The organism is Microseira wollei NIES-4236 (assembly GCF_020521235.1).
GTDB lineage: Bacteria > Cyanobacteriota > Cyanobacteriia > Cyanobacteriales > Aerosakkonemataceae > Microseira > Microseira wollei.
Genome location: NZ_BLAY01000200.1, coordinates 1 through 16,735, shown reverse-complemented (window position 1 = coordinate 16,735; position 16,735 = coordinate 1). Strand labels below are relative to the sequence as shown.

The 16,735-nt window shown below is 48.1% G+C and carries 12 protein-coding genes and 1 pseudogene; 6 read left to right on the top strand and 7 right to left on the bottom strand.

The genetic code is table 11. The features are described 5' to 3' along the window. Positions 1–142: 142 nt before the first annotated feature. A complete protein-coding gene (locus tag MiSe_RS40850) occupies positions 143–412 on the bottom strand; it encodes a glutaredoxin family protein (protein ID WP_226591594.1) in 270 nt (89 codons plus the stop codon). Between the two features lie 406 nt (positions 413–818). Between MiSe_RS40850 and MiSe_RS40845 the strand changes: the two genes are divergently transcribed. Beyond that, positions 819–5,060, top strand: coding sequence for a PAS domain S-box protein (locus tag MiSe_RS40845; RefSeq protein ID WP_226591592.1), 4,242 nt, complete (start codon positions 819–821; stop codon positions 5,058–5,060). Between the two features lie 165 nt (positions 5,061–5,225). Then, a complete protein-coding gene (locus MiSe_RS51560; RefSeq protein WP_264196898.1) occupies positions 5,226–6,671 on the top strand; it encodes a serine/threonine-protein kinase in 1,446 nt (481 codons plus the stop codon). A gap of 233 nt (positions 6,672–6,904) precedes the next feature. Here the strand turns inward: MiSe_RS51560 and MiSe_RS40835 are convergent, their stop codons facing one another. Beyond that, a complete protein-coding gene (locus tag MiSe_RS40835; protein ID WP_226591590.1) occupies positions 6,905–7,294 on the bottom strand; it encodes a four helix bundle protein in 390 nt (129 codons plus the stop codon). 204 nt (positions 7,295–7,498) lie between these two features. Here MiSe_RS40835 and MiSe_RS40830 point away from each other — a divergent pair, with 204 nt between their 5' ends. The 4 genes from MiSe_RS40830 to MiSe_RS40815 all read left to right on the top strand — a co-directional run bounded on the left by MiSe_RS40830 (position 7,499) and on the right by MiSe_RS40815 (position 11,038). After that, positions 7,499–7,825, top strand: a complete 327-nt coding sequence (locus MiSe_RS40830; RefSeq protein WP_226591588.1) for a DUF6825 family protein — start codon at positions 7,499–7,501, stop codon at positions 7,823–7,825. Between the two features lie 36 nt (positions 7,826–7,861). Continuing rightward, positions 7,862–9,646 (top strand): ABC1 kinase family protein, encoded by a 1,785-nt coding sequence (locus MiSe_RS40825; RefSeq protein ID WP_226591586.1) that lies wholly within the window; start codon positions 7,862–7,864, stop codon positions 9,644–9,646. Between the two features lie 32 nt (positions 9,647–9,678). After that, positions 9,679–10,416, top strand: a complete 738-nt coding sequence (locus MiSe_RS40820) for a PP2C family protein-serine/threonine phosphatase (protein WP_226591584.1) — start codon at positions 9,679–9,681, stop codon at positions 10,414–10,416. A 427-nt stretch (positions 10,417–10,843) separates the two neighbouring features. After that, entirely contained in the window at positions 10,844–11,038 is a 195-nt protein-coding gene (locus tag MiSe_RS40815; RefSeq protein ID WP_226591582.1) for an NblA/ycf18 family protein, read from the top strand. A gap of 274 nt (positions 11,039–11,312) precedes the next feature. Here the strand turns inward: MiSe_RS40815 and MiSe_RS40810 are convergent, their stop codons facing one another. The 5 genes and pseudogenes from MiSe_RS40810 to MiSe_RS51555 form a co-directional block, all read right to left on the bottom strand. Beyond that, positions 11,313–12,833 (bottom strand): serine/threonine protein kinase, encoded by a 1,521-nt coding sequence (locus MiSe_RS40810; protein WP_226591581.1) that lies wholly within the window; start codon positions 12,831–12,833, stop codon positions 11,313–11,315. A 216-nt stretch (positions 12,834–13,049) separates the two neighbouring features. Next, positions 13,050–14,297, bottom strand: a pseudogene (locus MiSe_RS54230) (RNA-guided endonuclease TnpB family protein). A 303-nt stretch (positions 14,298–14,600) separates the two neighbouring features. After that, the gene (locus MiSe_RS40800; protein WP_226591579.1) at positions 14,601–15,047 is read right to left on the bottom strand and encodes a hypothetical protein; all 447 of its coding nucleotides are present in this window, start codon (positions 15,045–15,047) and stop codon (positions 14,601–14,603) included. 18 nt (positions 15,048–15,065) lie between these two features. After that, positions 15,066–16,310: an anhydro-N-acetylmuramic acid kinase gene (locus tag MiSe_RS40795; RefSeq protein WP_226591577.1), complete on the bottom strand. Its 1,245-nt coding sequence runs from the start codon at positions 16,308–16,310 to the stop codon at positions 15,066–15,068. Between the two features lie 152 nt (positions 16,311–16,462). Beyond that, entirely contained in the window at positions 16,463–16,597 is a 135-nt protein-coding gene (locus tag MiSe_RS51555) for a hypothetical protein (protein ID WP_264196896.1), read from the bottom strand. Positions 16,598–16,735: the final 138 nt, after the last annotated feature.

Here is a 16,735-nt window from a genome sequence, read left to right as displayed (position 1 = left end):
GTTGGGGCACGGCAGGATTAAGATCGCTCCCATCACCAAAATATCTCTATTGCCGTGCCCTTACAGCAATCGTTGTATTGTTGGGGCACGGCAGGATTAAGATCGCTCCCATCACCAAAATATCTCTCTTGCCGTGCCCTTACTAACTTCGGAGATATTTCTGCAACATTTGCTCCAACTGCTGCACTGTAGCGCGAGGGGAAGGGCGAGGAATCGGTTGTTCTACCTCTTCCCCTTGGGACGCCACTCGCAACAAAACCGGAATTTCGTATTGATATGCATTGAACCAGTCATCGCGGGTGGTAATATCTCGCACTTCTAGTTCAAAGTTTAGGTTTTTTATCTGTTCCAGCTTTTCTTGCAATCCTTCGCATAAATGGCAACCCGGTTTACTGTAAAGAATTAAACGCATTGCACCTCTGTTGTCTCCACACCCTACAGCCTAAAGCATCCCGTACCAGTTTTTTGCTGATAATTCACCCCACCACTAACCTTTACAGGTGTAGTGGTAGACTTTTTGTCAAATCATGTTAAAACTAAAAAAATATACTAAGTTTTTAGGTAATGTATTACACATAGTCTTTTTTCCCGCTGAAGTCCCCCGCTTCCAGATATTATGCCTAAAAAGCCTAAGAGCTTTGAATGTCCCAGGACTTACGCTCAAAGGAGGCCAGAAACCCGGTTTCTTTGTTGATCTCTGGTTTCCTTTCCCAACAATTTTTTTTTCGGAGAAACCGGGAATATGAGCGTAAGTCCTGTGTCCTTAACGGCTGGAAATACTGCAAGAGTGGGCAAAAATTGACCAAGGTATCCTGGATATGACACAAGATAGTTTAAAATGCGCGATCGCAGCAGCGCAGCAGCGACTGGAAACCCTATTGCAGCGCGCAGATGGGAAAGGGGAGAATTCTGGGGAACTGCTACAAGAGGCGATCGCAGAACTTTCCAACTCTTTGGAAGAACTGCAAGTAGTGGCAGAAGAACTAGAGGCACAAAATCGGCAATTAATGGCTGCTTGCGACGCTGTAGAAGCAGATCGCCAGCTTTACCAGAATTTATTCAATGCTGCCTCAGATGGATACCTGCTTACCGATGCTGCTGGAATTATCCAACAAGCCAACCCAGCCGCAGCGCCGTTGTTGAATACGCAACAATCTTACTTACTCGGTAAACCCCTCGCCGTTTTCGTGCATCCCCAACAGCGCCGGAAATTTCGTCAGATTTTAACTCAGTTGCAGCAGCAAGAGCAGATCCGGGGAGAAGAATTGTGGATGTTTCACCCCGCCAGAAAAATCGACTTTCCGGCCCAATTGACCGGCGTGGCGATGCGGGATAATCAGGGGAAGCTGCAAAGCTTGTGCTTCTTGGTGCGGGATATTAGCGATCGCAAACAGGCGCAAGAAAAACTAGCACAAAGCGAAAGTCTTCTTCGCACCATTATTGAATCAGAACCAGAGTGCGTCAAATTGGTGGCGCGCGACGGCACATTACTGGACATGAACCCCGCCGGATTAGCAATGATTGAGGTGGAGTCCCTGGCGCAGGTGCAAGGTAAGTCAATCTATCCCGTTGTGGTATCGGATTATCGTCAAGAATTCCAGGCGCTGACAGAGCGAGTTTTCCAAGGAGAATCGGGGATACTGGAGTTTGAAATCGTTGGTTTGAAAGGCACTCGTCGCTGGTTGGAAACCCATGCAGTTCCCTTGCGCAACCCTAACGGCGAGATCGCTGCTGTTTTGTCAGTTACTCGCGATATAAGCGATCGCCAGCATCTAGAACTCGCCTTACAAACGTCTGAAACTAAACTCAAAGATATTTTAAACAGAGCGATCGCCTCGATTGTTAGTTTTCGGGTATTTGGCGATGAAACTTGGCAGTACGACTACTACTCTGTAGGTTGTGAAGCCATCTTTGGCTTTACACCTGAAGAAATGATGACAGGAATTTGGTGGTCGCGGATTCCACCAGAAGACCAGCAATCAATCGTTATCCCAGCGCGACAGTTTATTTTTGCCGAACAACCAACCCGCATCGAGTATCGCTTCCTGCACAAGGATGGCACTCTCCGTTGGATTTCCACGGATCTTTCGTCTCGCTACGATGAAGCAAATCGTTGCTTTCGAGTCATTGCAGTTGATAGCGATATAAGCGATCGCAAACGTGCCGAAACCGCTTTAGCTGCTTCAGAACAGAAACTGCGCGGCGTACTTAACACCGCTGGGGCTGCGATCGCGCATTTCCGCGTTTATGCTAACCGAAATTGGGAATACGAATTCTACTCTGCTGGAACTTTACAACTGTTCGGCTATACCCCCGAAGAAATGGTAGCAAACAAGACACTCTGGAGCGATCGCATTCATCCAGAAGACTTCCAGAATGTCATCCTACCAGCCTTCGAGAACATTTTCGCCCATAAAACGGTAACGATTGAATTTCGCTACCAACGTCGCGATGGTAAGTGGATCTGGGTTGCGGATACGCTAACCTCTAATCGCAATGAATCCCTTGACTGCTGGTTGGTAACCTGCATTGAAGTCGATATCAGCGCTAGAAAACAGGCAGAATCTGAACTCGCAAAAATCAATACTGCCATGCTCCATGCAGTAGAAGGAATTTCGCGCTTGGACACCCAAGGACGCTACATCACAGTCAACCAAGCTTATGCCAATACCCTCGGCTATACCCCCGCAGAAATGATAGGAATGTCATGGTATCCAACCGTTCATCCAGATGATTTAGAAACTGCGATCGCCGCCTATCAAGAAATGCTTAGCACTGGCAAAGGTGAAGCTGAAGCTAGGGGAATTCGCCAAGATGGCTCGATGTTTTACAAGCAAGTAGTGATGGTTGCTGCTTACGAAGATAAAAAGCAATTAATCGGACATTATTGCTTCATGAAAAACATCAGCGATCGCAAAATTGCCGAAATCCAACTGCAAAGACAAGCGCAACAAAAAGAACTACTCAATCGAGTCATACAGGGGATTCGCAACTCGCTGGATTTGAACGTAATTTTTCAAACTGCCACCAGTGAATTTGCCCAACTTTTATCCGCAGAAGAATCGTATATCACCCAGTATTTTCCAGAACAGCAAATTTGGCGAGTTGTTGCCGGATATCGACAAAACCCAGAAATGCCAGACAAGACAGGGTTAGAAATTCCAGATACAGAAAACCCCGTTACTGCTAAGCTGAAAAAACTCGAAATATTCCAAGTTTCCGATGCCAAAACCCTCGAAGATGAACTAAATAGAGAACTTGCCCAAATCTGTCCGGGTTCTTGGTTAATCATACCCTTGACAGTTGGCGAGTCACTTTGGGGATCTCTCAATTTGCTTCACTCTCAAGCCAATACAATTTGGTATCAAGACCAGATAGAATTAGCGCGTGCAGTGGCGGATCAGCTAGCGATCGCCATTCAACAAGCCAACCTTTACCAACAATTACAGCAAGAACTAATCGAACACAAGCAAACCGAAATCGAACTACAAAAAGCCAAAGAAGCCGCCGAAGCTGCCAACGTAGCAAAAAGCACATTTTTAGCAAACATGAGCCACGAACTGAGGACGCCACTCAACGCCATATTAGGATTTACGCAGATGATGGCGCGCGATCGCACTCTTTCCCCGCAACAACAAGAAAAAGTCAAAATTATCAACAATGCAGGCGACCACTTACTAGCATTAATCAACGACATTCTAGAAATGTCCAAAATCGAAGCCGGACGCACCAGCTTCAATCCCACCAGCTTCGACTTAATTAACTTCCTCAGCACCCTGGAAGAACTGTTTAAATTAAAAGCCGAATCCAAAGGTTTGCAGCTAAATTTTCACCAGGCACCCGACCTACCCCAATACATCCAAACCGACGAAGGAAAATTGCGTCAAGTTTTAATTAATATTATAGGAAATGCCATCAAATTCACCGAAAAAGGTGAAGTAACAATAAGAGTTACCCAGGGGACAGAAGAAAAAATTACCAATTCCCAATTACCAATTAGCAATCACCAATTAATCTTTGAAATCCAAGACACTGGTTTTGGGATAAATCCTGAAGAAATCGACCGCATATTTGACCCTTTTACCCAAAGCGAAGCCGGAAAAAAAACAATCCAAGGCACAGGATTGGGTTTAGCAATTAGCCGAAAATTCGTGCAAATGATGGGAGGAAATATCAGAGTTAATAGTCAACCAAACAAAGGAAGCTTATTTACTTTTGATATCCAAGTAACCCCAGCAGAAACAATTGACAAAAATCCCATCCAAACCCCGCGTCAAATCATTGGTTTAGCACCCAACCAACCAGAATATCGCATCTTAATCGTGGACGATCATCCAGAAAGCCGTTTATTATTGGTCACCCTACTTGGTGCAATTGGCTTTCAGGTAAAGCAAGCTGCTAACGGTAGTGAAGCAATCTCAATTTGGTCAACTTGGAAACCTCATCTAATCTGCATGGATATACGAATGCCAGTCATGAATGGAATAGAAGCAACCCAACAAATTAGAGCTACAGAAAACGAACTATTTAAGGAGGGGGAGACGCGGCGACGCGGCGACGCGGAGAAAGTATTACCCTCGTTCCCTAACTCTGCCTGGGAACCTCATTTACCCTCGTTACCAGGCAGTGCCTGGGAACCTCATTCCCCAACCATAATTATTGCCCTAACTGCCAATGCTTTCGATTTAGATAAAAATCTGATTTTAGCGGCGGGGTGCGATGATTATATTAGCAAGCCATTAAAACAAGAGCTGGTTTTGTCAAAAATCGGGGAATACTTAGAAATCGCTTATATTTATGAATCCGATAATCAACAACCAGAAGAAAACCAGCAAGACCCCGACTCAAAGCTGCCAATACTTGAAATCAAAAAATACTTAAATCAAATGCCTGTAGAGTGGATTAAAAACCTGCATAAAACTGCTTACATATGCGACGAAAGTAGAATTTTTGAACTTTTGGCACAAATACCTCCAGAATACGTTGCATTAACCAAAGCCATAGCCGATTTTACCCACGAATTCGAGTTTGACAAAATCATCGAATTGACCCAAACGTAACTTGCTAATAGCTGATGGCTAATGGCTAATGGAAAAAAATAATAAATTAGCAAGCTGGCAATTAGCAATTAGCAATTAGCATTAAAAATATTTTTCACATCTCAAACAAGATTGCTATATCATAGAAAGCTGGCGTTGTCTCCCATTGCAGCACCGGAATCAATTATGCAACTAACGGCTGGCAAAGTTCTTCAAAACGGCAAGTATATCCTAGACACCGTTATCGGACAAGGAGGTTTTGGCATTACCTACAAAGCCACCCACGCCTTTCTAGGTCAAACCGTCGCGATCAAAACCCTACAACAAAACCTGCGCCAGCAAGAAAATTACGGCTATTTTCAACAGCAATTTATCGGCGAAGCGCAGCGACTAGCCAAATGCCAGCATCCCCATATTGTCCGAATCCTCGACTTTTTCCAAGAAGACGGACAGCCGTTTATCGTAATGGATTATATCCCAGGGCCGTCTCTGGCAGAATTAGTAAAACCAGGTCAGCCGTTACCGGAAGCACAAGCAATTCACTACATACGTCAAATCGGCGCAGCGCTGAGTACGGTGCACCAAAATGGGTTGATGCACCGCGATGTTAAACCCCACAATATCATCCGGCGAGAAGGAACAGACTCGGTTATTTTAATCGACTTTGGCATTGCCCGCGAGTTTACCCTGGGAGTAACTCAAACTCAAACAGGGATGCTTTCCGCTGGATATGCACCGCCAGAACAATACGTACTGCGCCAAAAACGCAGTCCCGCTACAGATATCTATGCACTAGCAGCGACTTTATATTGCTTGGTCACAGGACAACCTCCCGTACCAGCTGTGTTGCGCGATCGCTACCCCCTACAATCCCCCCGCCAGCTAGTCCCCCACCTGACTCCAGCCATCGAAGAAGCCATTCTGCGCGGCCTAGAAATGGCTGCCCAAAAGCGTCCCCAAACCGTTGAAACCTGGCTAGACCTCTTACCAGACCAAAACTACACTCCCGAACCCACAAAACCTCCTGAAACTGTCACCAGACAGCCATTTAACCTGGGATACCTATCTCCCAAAACCTCCCTCCAAGTAGTTGGCATCGTTGCCCTTTTTGCCGCCATAGTCGGGTTAGCATTTGGTTTATCCGTGCGCTTAAATGGCAACGGATTGCCCTTCTTACAACGAGAACAATCTTTCCCACCAACAGAAAACTGGCCCACCGCCGCCCCCACCATCACACCCGATTCTACTCCCGAACCAGATTCAACTCCCGAAACAAACACCCAACCCCAACCAAGAGCCGTCGAGTCAACCCCCTCCCCAACCCCTCGCCGCAGATCCAGAAGAACCCAATCCTACCAACCCCAACCCACCCCAACCCCCAAACCAGCAACAAGGCGCCATTCAACTTTCTCACCAACCCCAGTCATTTCAACCCCCTCACCCACGCCAGAAGCCTCGCCAACCCCATCCGAACCCACACCTTCCCCCGAAACGACATCCACACCAACACCCACCCCAGAAGCCGCAGCAACCCCAACAGCCGCACCATCCCCTTCCCCCACTCCAGTCAGTGCCGAACCCGCACCCACAACCGAGATCGAACCACTGCCAAAAGCACCAGCAACCCCTTAATGGGGCAGGTGAGCAGGTGGGCAGGTGGGCAGGTGAGCAAGTGAGCAGGTGGGCAGGTGGGCAGGTGGGCAGGTGGGCAGGTGGGCAGGTGGGCAGGTGGGCAGGTGGGGAGAGGAGAATTGAAATCTAGATTCTAATTCGCTCACCCGCTCACTAGCTGACTTGCTCCCATCCTCACCCGCTCACCCGCTCACCCACTCACCTGCTCCCATCCTCACCCGCTCACCCGCTCACTAGCGCCGCATTAACCAGGGTGACGGGTTGTTACCCATGTTCACCAACTTGCCCAGAATTTGGTTGTAGGTGCGATATAGTTGTCTACCTGCCTCAAGCTCTAGGTAGTTAGATTTAACCGCAAACTGAATCCATGTTTGAGTTTCTGCTGCTTCAGCTTCCGAGTCGCCGAGTTTTGAGACAAATGCTGCTCTATAACGGCGTTTGCGCCACGCTTCTGCTAGGTTGGCACATACCGAGCGCGACGAGCGACGAATTTGATCTGTTAGCGAATATTTCTCCTCTACAGGAAACTTTTTGCTGAGTTCAAAAATCAGCATCGCCGCATCAAACGCTAATTGATATACTTCCAATTCTTGATGAGTCCGAATCGGTTTTTTCTGGTTCATCGGTTCTCGTCTTCTGGTTCATCTTTGTTATTCTGCCCACCTGCTAATACCAAGTTGCGCTCCTACACAGCAATCTTCTGCTCAAGATCCCCCCTGCTCACCCGCCCCCCTGCCCCCCTGCTCACCCGCACACCCACTCTCAGGGCTGAAGCACCAACGGAAAAGGCAAGTTATAATTCAGGCGGAAAGCCCCGCAATTTATTTATGAGCAATCCCCTGATTCATGCATTTTTTGTCGGTAGGGCAGTTGCTGACCTGCTGTACGAACAACTCGAACACACTTTAACCGATGCCCTCTCGGAACTCGGTAAATTTGATGCCGAACAGCGAGAACGCTGGCGACAATTTACAGAAGAAACGATCGCACGCGCTAAAGCAGCCGAAGCAGCTGCCACCCAGGGACGAACCACTACAACCACTGTATCCGTAGGTTCCTCCAGCCAAGACATGCAAGCAATGATCGACGAACTGAGAGCAGAAATTGCTCAGGTACGCTCCGAGTTGCAACGCTATCGCAGCCAGTCTGTATAAACAAAAACCTTTATTAAACCCAACCACCGAATCGGAGTGTCTGTCCTGCCTGATAATGATGTCATGCCCAAGCGATACGCGGAGCGCCCGCCAAAAGAAAAGCTCTCCAGCGACCCAGACCGACTTTTAGCTGTGGGAAAACCCTACACCGATAAAGCCTACCGTTGGAATCGAGAAAATTACTCGCGTCACCGTCGCTTCGTAGATATTTGGGCCTTCGTCTTGACTTTACTGTTTGAGCTGTGGCTCGATAGTAAACCTTGGAGCTATCCAGGAGGAATGACGGAGGCGAAGCGCGCCGAAAGACGCAAAAAGCAAGCGATCTGGATTCGCAATACGTTTCTAGAACTGGGGCCAACTTTTATCAAGGTCGGGCAGTTATTTTCCACCCGCGCCGACCTCTTCCCCAGCGAATATGTCGAGGAACTCTCCAAGTTACAAGACCGCGTCCCGGCTTTTAGCTACGAGCAAGTCGAAGCCATTATCCAGCAGGATCTGGGGAAAACCATCCCGGAACTCTACCGCAGTTTTGACCCGATTCCCCTAGCCGCAGCCAGTCTGGGACAGGTACACAAAGCCCAGCTGCATTCGGGGGAAGAAGTTGTCGTCAAAGTACAGCGACCGGGATTGGTAAAGTTATTTACCATCGACCTGGAAATTCTCAAGGGTATTACCCGTTACTTCCAAAACCATCCCGACTGGGGTCGCGGTCGAGATTGGTTGGGAATTTACGAAGAGTGCTGTCGCATTCTGTGGGAAGAAATCGAATACCTCAACGAAGGTCGCAACGCCGATACGTTTCGTCGTAACTTTCGCAACGAGGACTGGGTAAAAGTCCCCCGCGTATACTGGCGCTATACTTCCCCCCGCGTTTTAACCCTGGAATACCTGCCGGGAATTAAAATTAGCCACTACGAAGCCCTAGAAGCAGCTGGACTAGACAGAAAAGATTTAGCGCGCAAGGGAGCGCAAGCTTACCTGCAACAACTGCTCAACAACGGCTTTTTCCATGCCGACCCCCACCCAGGCAACATCGCTGTCAGTCCAGAAGGGGCGCTGATTTTCTACGATTTCGGCATGATGGGGCAGATAAAGCCCAATATCCGCGAAAATCTGATGGAAACGCTGTTTGGCATTGCGGAAAAAAATGGCGCTCGCGTGGTAACCTCGCTGGTGGAATTGGGAGCGCTGTCCCCCGTTGACGATATGGGACCAGTACGGCGGTCAGTCCAGTACATGCTGGATAATTTTATGGACAAGCCGTTTGAAAACCAGTCGGTAAGCGCGATCGCAGATGACCTGTACGAAATCGCCTACGACCAGCCGTTTCGCTTCCCCGCGACCTTCACCTTCGTGATGCGCGCCTTTTCCACCCTGGAAGGCGTGGGGAAAGGCTTAGACCCGGAATTTAACTTTATGGAAGTTGCCCAACCTTTTGCAATGCAGCTTATGACTAATGGAAAAGGTCCCGACCCCACTAATACCATCCTGGGAGAAATCAGCCGTCAAGCCGTTCAAGTGGGCAGTACGGCTTTGGGACTGCCCCGACGACTAGAAGAAACCCTGGAAAAACTAGAGCGGGGCGACTTGCGCGTCCGCGTCCGCTCGACGGAAACCGACCGGCTGATCCGTCGCCTGAGCGGTATGCAAATGGGAACGAATTACGCTTTAATTATCAGTGCTTTTACTTTGTCAGCGACCATCCTGCTAGTTCATAATATGGTATGGCTAGCAGCGCTTGCTGGTTTAGTAGCAGCAGGGACAGGGTTAGCCCTATTCCGCCTGCTCAGACGCCTCGATCGGTTTGAGCGCATGTTCTGATTCAAGTTCTGTTTTTTTCAAATCGCGAAACTATGAAATGTCGCTTCACGGGTCTTTCTGACACCGGATGTCTACGTTCGGTGAACCAGGATGCTTATCGTATCGATCCCCAGGGGCGATTTTTCATTTTGGCGGATGGGATGGGCGGACACGCAGGCGGCGAGGAAGCGAGTTCCCTCGCCGCCGAAGTGATTCAATCTTATCTGGTTAAGCATTGGGATTCGCCTCAAAAATCCCCCGCGCTGTTAGAGGAAGCTTTTTGTCAAGCTAATCAGGCAATCATACAGGATCAGCAAGAGCATCCAGAACGCGCCGATATGGGCACTACTGCTGTGGTGCTGCTGTTTAGGGACTCGGAAGCACCTTGGTGCGCTCATGTGGGCGACTCGCGTCTCTACCGTTTGCGGCAGTCGCAGCTAGAGCAAATTACTCAGGATCATACTTGGGTGGCTAAAGCGTTAAAAGCAGGCGTACTCAGTCAAGAACAAGCAAGCTTTCATCCTTGGCGTCATATGCTATCCCAATGTTTGGGACGCGAAGATTTAGCCGAAGTTGAAATTCAACCAGTACAGGTGCAAGCAGGCGATCGCTTCCTCCTCTGTAGCGACGGACTCACCGAAGAACTCTCCGATAGGGCGATCGCGGACCTCCTCGCCGCACCTTTGTGCGACAACGCTGCGATCTCCCTCGTCCAAGCTGCTAAAGACAAGGGCGGTCGCGACAACATTACAGTTGTCGTCGTAGTCATTGATCAGATCGCCCCACGCTAATATCACCCCAAAATACAAGCCAGCAGGAAGGCGACCCAGCCAGCGTGTCGCTTAACTTCCCCTACTTTGCCCGTAGTTGATGTCATATCAGTTACTTTACTTCTTTTCCCTCTTCGGCGCACCCCACCATTTTTAGCCCCTTTCAGGGAAATTACTTAGGTATATATACTCATTTTGTTCGCGACGAACATTTTTTTATTTGACAACTTGCTACAACTGTGATTAGTAGCGCCGGGAACTTCCGGAACTAACTATCCATCCGTGGATCTATTTAATATATCCACGAGGAGGTATGTGCAATTTGTCAAATAATTGTTATCTTTTTTAAAAAAGGTAGTGACAGATAAATTGACACATGCCAAACTAATGCCAAAGAGTATCTCTGGCAATGCCAAAACACACACTATAACTCTCTTAGGAGCTAGCCATGAACCCTATCGAACTAACCCTCGAACAACAATTCAACATCCGGTCGTTTGAAGCCCAGGTGCAGCACATGAGCCTCGATCAAGCTCAACAATTTTTGGTTCAGCTTTACAGGCAAATGGTTGTACGCGAAGCTACTTACAAGCATCTGCTGAAGCATCAATGGGGCATAGAGCAAAGTCCTCGCTTTGAGTAGAACCTCTCCCATGTCGCAGTGGGCGACCTCCTTCTCTTGCTCTGTTCCTTGGGGGAAACGAGCTGGGGTTGCTGGGGCGTCAACTCCACGACAGATGAGTTTATCCTTGTATGTCACTCCATCATGAATTGTGGATCTAGATCCAGTTAAATAATTATAACTTAATTATTTCTTAATTATTTAAAATTCTTATAAATCTTATTCTATGGAAATGGGAATTCTCCACTCCATTCCTCAATCAGGCGAAATAGATTACCTCGCAGCCGGAGAATAATTAGTCGAGTTTTTTGAGAATTTGCGGTTTGAGCTTATCCAACTCAGTCTTAAGCAGATCCTTGCTCATATTGGCTGAAGCGACTGAAATTAAAGACTGACTGGTCGTGACCCACTGTTGCAGCAACTGGCATTGGGAAGGATCGATCGAGACCGTGATGACGTGGGAGCTCTGTTGAGGTCTAGAGTCCTCTAAAGCAAATAACAAAACCCGATAGCAACCGCTTTCCCCCAATAGTCTTGCCATTTCCTGGCCTGGAGGAGTTTTCATATCTAAGTAGCAGGGTAGCCACTTCGGGCCAGCGTCACGGGTATAAAGTACCGTAATCCACAGCAACATCGGATGGGGCGACATTAAAAATAAAAATTGGTTGTAGCGCTTACAAACGAGGCGTTTTTGAATATCCTCTTTTTTAAGCATCACCCAGAGGGTCGCCAACTTCCCAGAGCTAGTGCGTAAAGGATGAGCAAAAACAATTTCCGCTGTTGGCTTATTCTTGGGCCAGGATTGGAGACGCATCATCCGCTCAATTTCTGTGTCCGAGAGCGGCGCCTGTGGTTTGGGTTCTGCAACAATTGGCACTTTGGTTAGGGGTGACCCAATGCGCTCCCCTAGTTGCTGACCCTTGCTAAAACGTTCATCCAAAGGTTCCAACCCCTTGAGGATATCGCCTACAGTTTGGGGTCGCTCTTGGGGCTTTTTTGCCAGACAGCTCATCACCAAATTCTCCAGCGCCTTCGGCAGTTTCAACTGGGGTCTAACTGACTCGAAACTGCGCGGTTGTTGGAAGTGATGAACTTTATACCAGCCGCCAAACGAGTGAGTTTCTGCCTGCAAAGGCATTTTGCCGGTGAGCATTTCAAACAGCATCACCCCCAGGCTGTAAATATCTGAGCGGGGGTCGAGTTCCTTACCCTCCATTTGTTCTGGAGAAGAATAGGCTAAAGTGCCCAAATAATAGTTTGTTTGCTCGCTATCTGTCTGGCGCAGCTTGGCAATGCCAAAATCGAGAACTTTAACTAACTGTCCCAGACTGGCGTCTTGAACGACCAAAATGTTACTGGGTTTGATATCCCGATGGATAATCGGGCAAATTACACCCTCCTCGTTGGGAATGCCCTCGTGGGCGCACTGCAATCCCAAACAAATTTGACGAGCGAGTTGCAAGAACTTGGGTAAGGGCAGCGCTCCGGCGCGAATGATGTCGCTGAGGCTTTCTCCCTGCAAGTATTCCATCACGTAGAATGGAGTGCCTTGGTCGTCCACGCCATAGTCCGTGACTCGAACGATGTGGAGACTTCTTTGACCTAATAGGGCGCAGGTTCTAGCTTCCTGAACAAAACGCTCCCGCAACCGCAGCTTTTCATTTTGAATCGTTAGAGAGAGGAACTTTACGGCAACGGGTACTCCTCCTAAGAGAGTATCTTTGGCTCGGTAAACCCGTCCCATTGCCCCAGACCCTATCAACTCCACCAGCTGATAACGATTATCGAGTAAGCGTCCATTATTTGTATCGGTCATGTTAATCAAGCTCCGCTACCGTGGAGCATACATCGAATGCGATCGGGAAAAATCCACACCCTGCCCCAGATGAACAAGACTGACGCGGACAATAGCCACGCCAAAGAGGTAAAAGCCAACTCGCTGATGATGCTATCCCTGTTTTTCCTGCACCCGCCCAAAGCCAGTGAGGGACACCCAACCTCCTCTTCACAATGTGAACTACTCACACCAAGCTTAAGCTATGGTATGGGCTTCCAGTCTGATTGGGGAATGCCTCAACTTAGACTTGCGTCCCAGTTTTGGTCTTACTTCCCCTCCACTGGCAGAGACGGCTGTTCCATCCGCCTTTTGCATTCTGATGCCTTCAGCTCTGATATTGGTTGCAGCATTACCATCTCTATCGTGATGGGTGCCACAAGAGGGACAATTCCAGTGTCTAACATCAAGTGGCAACTGATCAATAATCTGGTAATAGCAATTAGAGCAGAGCTTAGAACTAGGGAACCATCTATCAATCTCTACCAGAAGGCCACCTTTTTTTTCTAACTTGTAGGCAATCAACTTGGTAAACATTCCCCAGCCAACATCAGATATTGCTTTCGCTAAATTGTGGTTACTTTCGCCCAGCGTGCGCCCAGCGCATACCATGCCTTTGACATGCAGATTTTCTACTACGACAACTTGGTTTTCATTGACGAGCTTACTTGAAAGCTTATGCAGAAAATCCTGACGTGAGTTGCTAACCCTTTCGTATACTCTAGCGACAACCTTTCTATACTTGTGCCTTGACTTACTACCTTTTTGTTTTCTTGCTAACTTCTGTTGCTTGCGCTTCAGATTCTTTTCGTGCTTTGCTAAGTGCTTGGGATTGTCATACTTAGATACTTTATTGCCATCCCTAACGATTGCGAAGTGAGTCAATCCTAAATCAATGCCGATTACTTTGCCTTTTTTTGATTTACTAGTATTTCCCCCTTCTACCTCATTCATACTAGATGCAAAATCCTTTCCTTATGCCTCTTTACTGACTGTTACATTCTTGATTTTACCCTCAATATTTCGGTGATTTTTTGCCGCAACAGTACCTATATTTCCTGGTAGCTTTATCCCCCTTCCGGGGGGGTTCGCCTTAACATTTTGAGGGGACTGGATAGACTGCCTACCATGCTTTTACTTGAACCGAGGGAATCTTCCTCGACCATCAAATAACTTTTTGTATACAGTTTTCAGGTGGCGATTTACATCTGGCAAAATTTTACTGTAACAGTCCCCAATCCACTTAGTTTCTTCAGCTTTTTTCCAGCCCGGAAGCAGATCGTTAAGTGCTGACTGGCGCAAACCTTTGCCAGTTTCTTTGTAGGTGTCGATAGATTGTGAGATCGCATAACTCCACCACCAACGAGCGCCACCAAATGATTGAGCTAACAGCACTTGTTGTTCTGGCGTTGGATATAGGCGAACTTTGACAACCTTGTGTAACAGCTAACATCACCTCCTTGGTTTTAATATTATATACTATTGGTTCTAAAAACTTCAGGAGTTTGGCAAATTTTGTCGGGCAAGAGTTGCCAAAATTTGCTTGGGGAATGTCCATGTATCCCACGCCAAATCAAAGATTTCGCGCGAGGACTTATTGCCTCCCCCAAATCCCCAGCGAAAGTTAACCTGGCTGCGACAGGTTGCAAGCTAAAAGCGAATCGGTTCATTCTAATTGTTTTAGCCAAACCCAATCCCTGGCATTCAACAGATTAGAACGAACAACATTATCTACAATCGGGCATAATGTTATTCCGGCTGACGCTCTAGGGTTGCTTCCATCATACTCGTGAGGTAATGACCTGCCAGGATGCTGCTGCTGAGGTAATATTTGTTTTGATCGATCTGGTGCATGGTTTCAAAGCCACTGCGACGTTGGCGGTCGTTTAGCACCCAGTAGCGCTGCACAATTGTTTCAGGAGCAATCCACCCCTCACCTTCCACGCGACCCAGTAAACTATGTTGCAACACAAAAGTATACTGGAGTTCTCCAGCATCTAGACGCCCTCGATATTGGAAAGCTATTTCCTCGCGATCGCTATCGGGAAACATTAGCTTGGTCACCATCGTAAACCAATTATCCTTACTCCACGCCACCAAAGTTAGCCCTCTAACACCGATGGGCATCTCGTTGCGCTCAAGCCAACTTCCCTGCAACCTCCAACGCCCAGCCTCCAATAAAAAGGTATGAGCCACTGCTGTGTGTTCCTTGATTTAATCGCTCACTGCCAAAGCAGAGTCTATGCTATCATGCGGCGGTTGTGCCATCGCAAGGTGAATTTCCCCTAGCAGGGCGCTGGCGCTGGCGCCGGTTACTTGGGGAAGATTACCGGGGATACCCAGATGTCGCCAATAGGCCAGAACGGCAAACGCGATCGCTTCTTTATAATCTGCATTTAATCCGACTTCATCTGTGGTCATGACGGGAATTGCTAATGGGTAATTGGTAATGGGTAATGGGGCAGATGCAAAAGCTGGGGATAGATAAGCCTGCAATCGCTGTTTTAGATAAAGATTGCGACTGCCGCCGCCGCACAATAGCACCCGATCTGGCATTTTGGGTAAGAATGTACGATAGCTGTGAACAATGGAAGCGACGGTTAGTTCGGTCAGGGTGGCTAATAGGTCAGCGTCACTTAAATCATAAGGCTCTGCATCTGCCAGACACCGTTGGAAAAAGTCTACTCCAAATAACTCGCGCCCTGTAGATTTGGGCGGGGGCATTTGAAAAAAATCATGGCTGAGCCACTTTTGAACTAATGCTTGACAGGGGGTGCCGCTAGCTGCCCAGTTGCCATCTTGGTCGTAGGTTTTTGTCCCGCCGGATAAATGCTGCACTGCTAAATCTAGGAGTGCATTTCCAGGACCCGTATCCCATCCTTGGATTTTATCTTCCCAGTGGGGGGATTGACGCGCCGGTAGATATGTGGTATTGCCGATGCCGCCGATATTCTGGACGCAACGAGATTCTTGGGGATGACTCAGCAGATAAGCATCTATTTTAGAGACGAGGGGCGCGCCCTGTCCGCCTGCGGCAATGTCGGCGACGCGAAAATTACTGATGGTTGTGATATTTGTCAGATGGGCAATCAAGGCGCCTCGTCCGAGTTGGAGACTGTATCCCATTTGGGGAATTCCCACCTGCACATCAGGTGGTCGGTGGTAAACTGTTTGACCGTGACTGCCGATGAGTTGGGCTTTTGGACGATCTGTTTGGATAGCTTGGGCAGCTTGGGCGAAACTGGTAGCGATCGCATCATCTAATTCTGCCAATTCTGCCATTGAAAGCGCCGCCCCAGCACAGACAGCTAAAATTTGCTCTCGTAAAGCTTCTGGGTAAGGGTAAGTTGCTCCCGCCAGCAGTTCAACTTTTAAATCAACATCAGTACCCGAAATCTCAACCATTGCGGCATCGATGCCATCGACTGAGGTGCCGCTGATTAAACCAATTACGCGCATTGCGATCGATAGATTTCAAAAAGACCGGGCTAACAGCCCATCCCACAGGATACAGCAGATTGCAAGTGAGTGAGGTACAGCATAAGGAAGATAGGGAAGATAGGGAAAATGGGGAAGAAATTTCTTCTAGTTCAAGAGTCTTCCCTCAATGATCACCACACCCACGATCTGTAGGGGCACGGCATCAACCATCTCTCTACCCGATCAAAAGACTTCGCTGCCGTGCCCCGAATGCCGCCCATCAATACCTCACCGATACAGCAGATTGCCTGGGTCAGGCACAGCATAACGAAGATGGGGAAGATGGGGAAGAAATTTCTTCTAGTTCAAGAGTCTTCCTCATCTCCCTTTTCTCCCTTGTCTTGCTTGTCTGCTTGAGTTTCCCTCATGTACCTCATGGGGCGGCAATCCGCTATAAACACCTG

Excerpts from the sequence above, each read along its gene's own strand:
- MiSe_RS40850 (WP_226591594.1), bottom strand. The coding sequence starts at position 412 with ATGCGTTTAATTCTTTACAGTAAACCGGGTTGCCATTTATGCGAAGGA.
- MiSe_RS40845 (WP_226591592.1), top strand. The coding sequence starts at position 819 with ATGACACAAGATAGTTTAAAATGCGCGATCGCAGCAGCGCAGCAGCGA.
- MiSe_RS51560 (WP_264196898.1), top strand. The coding sequence starts at position 5,226 with ATGCAACTAACGGCTGGCAAAGTTCTTCAAAACGGCAAGTATATCCTA.
- MiSe_RS40835 (WP_226591590.1), bottom strand. The coding sequence starts at position 7,294 with ATGAACCAGAAAAAACCGATTCGGACTCATCAAGAATTGGAAGTATAT.
- MiSe_RS40830 (WP_226591588.1), top strand. The coding sequence starts at position 7,499 with ATGAGCAATCCCCTGATTCATGCATTTTTTGTCGGTAGGGCAGTTGCT.
- MiSe_RS40820 (WP_226591584.1), top strand. The coding sequence starts at position 9,679 with ATGAAATGTCGCTTCACGGGTCTTTCTGACACCGGATGTCTACGTTCG.
- MiSe_RS40815 (WP_226591582.1), top strand. The coding sequence starts at position 10,844 with ATGAACCCTATCGAACTAACCCTCGAACAACAATTCAACATCCGGTCG.
- MiSe_RS40810 (WP_226591581.1), bottom strand. The coding sequence starts at position 12,833 with ATGACCGATACAAATAATGGACGCTTACTCGATAATCGTTATCAGCTG.
- MiSe_RS40795 (WP_226591577.1), bottom strand. The coding sequence starts at position 16,310 with ATGCGCGTAATTGGTTTAATCAGCGGCACCTCAGTCGATGGCATCGAT.
- MiSe_RS51555 (WP_264196896.1), bottom strand. The coding sequence starts at position 16,597 with ATGCTGTGCCTGACCCAGGCAATCTGCTGTATCGGTGAGGTATTGATG.